The sequence below is a fragment of the Halovulum dunhuangense genome, assembly GCF_013093415.1.
GTDB lineage: Bacteria > Pseudomonadota > Alphaproteobacteria > Rhodobacterales > Rhodobacteraceae > Halovulum > Halovulum dunhuangense.
This window is the reverse complement of the sequence record NZ_JABFBC010000021.1, coordinates 1-1537: the sequence shown is the minus strand read 5'-3', so window position 1 is coordinate 1537 and position 1537 is coordinate 1. Positions and strand designations below refer to the sequence as shown.

At 69.2% G+C, this 1537-nt stretch carries 1 protein-coding gene; it reads right to left on the bottom strand.

Annotated elements, in window-relative coordinates; translation table 11 throughout:
- Positions 1-106: 106 nt before the first annotated feature.
- On the bottom strand, positions 107-1537 hold a 1431-nt coding region (locus HMH01_RS17710; protein ID WP_171327123.1), incomplete at its 5' end, for a multicopper oxidase family protein.

Below are 1537 nucleotides of genomic sequence, written 5' to 3'. Positions count from 1 at the left end.
ACGCATGATACGCCGATCCCGAGACGCGACAGACGATCTGGATCAACCCTGCGATTGGCAGGGCTTGGCATTGCAGGGGCGCCCGATACCGACGCCCCTGCCGGCGTCAGGCCGACGCCGTCACGGCGAACTCGGTCATCATGCCCGTCGCCAGATGCGGCATGTGATGGCAATGGAGCATCCAGCGCGCGGCCTCACCGGCGTCGAGCGCCACGTCCACCATCGACATCGGCGGCACGTAGACGGTGTCGCGCAGCGCGCCCGGGACCGCCCGACCGTTCAACCCGACGACCTGGAACACGTGGCCGTGCAGGTGCATAGGGTGCCCCATCATCGACATGTTGTGGAACGACAGCAACACCCGCTCGCCGCTGCGCGCGATGACAGGCCGATGCTGACCCCAGACGGCGCCGTTGATCGTCCAGACATAGGGCTGCATCGAGCCGCCCAGCATCAGCATCTGGCTGCGGTCAATCGACCGTTCTGGCAAAGGGGTGAGCGCGATCAGTCGCGCCTCCTGCGCGAGATCGGTGTCGAAGGCGGGGGCCTCTGCCTCGGCCACGCCGTCGATACGCCGGACCTCTGCCCCCGCCGTCGCGAGGATCAGGCCGGCGCGCTCGCGTGCGCCCTCGCGCAAGGCAACGATCGGCCAGGCGCCGCCTTCGCTCGGCAGGTCGATCTCCAGATCGAGCCGCTGTCCCATCGCCAGCCCGAACCGGTTTCCCGGAAGCGGCTGCACCGCATGGCCGTCCACCGCGACGAGCCGCGCCGTGGCCGCCCCGGTGTCGATCCAGAACACCGTGGCCGCCGCCGCGTTGATGACGCGGAGCCGGATACGGCCGCCGCGTTCGACCCGGACCACCTCGGGGTCAGAGAGCGTGCGGTCGTTGGCGAGGTAGGCGTCCCAGTCGTAGTCGTTCAGGTCCATGGTCATGCCGCCCATGCCCATCATGCCGCCCATGCCCGGCATGTTGCCCATCGGCATGCCGCCCATGCCGCCGTGGCCCATCGCGCCATGGTCCATGCCCGGCATCGCGCCCATCCCGTCCATGGGCATCGCCTGCATGGGCTGCGCGCCGCCATGACCGCCATGCGCGCCGTGACCGCCGCCTCCGTGGCCGCCCGCGATTTCGGCCAAGACCTCTTCGGGCGACTTGAACGAGAAGTCGTGCAGGAACATCACGACCTCCTGCCGGTCGGCGGCGACGTCTTCAGCCGAACGCACGATGAGCGGCGCGGCGAGCAGATGCATTTCCTGGATCGGCACGTGGCTGTGCATCCAGTGGGTGCCGGGCCGGGCCTCGAAGTCGTAGGACCGGGTCTCGCCCGGCGCGAGAAGGGGCATTGGCATGTCTGGCACGCCGTCCTGCGCGTTGGGCGGGATCAGCCCGTGCCAGTGGATGATCGTTTCGACATCGAGGTTGTTGGTCAGATCGACCCGGAACCGCTGTCCGGGATCGAGGACCAGCCCCTGTCCGCCGGGCCCGGCCAGCCCGAAGACGCTGGCCGCGCGACCGTCGATGTCGAGCGTGCGCGT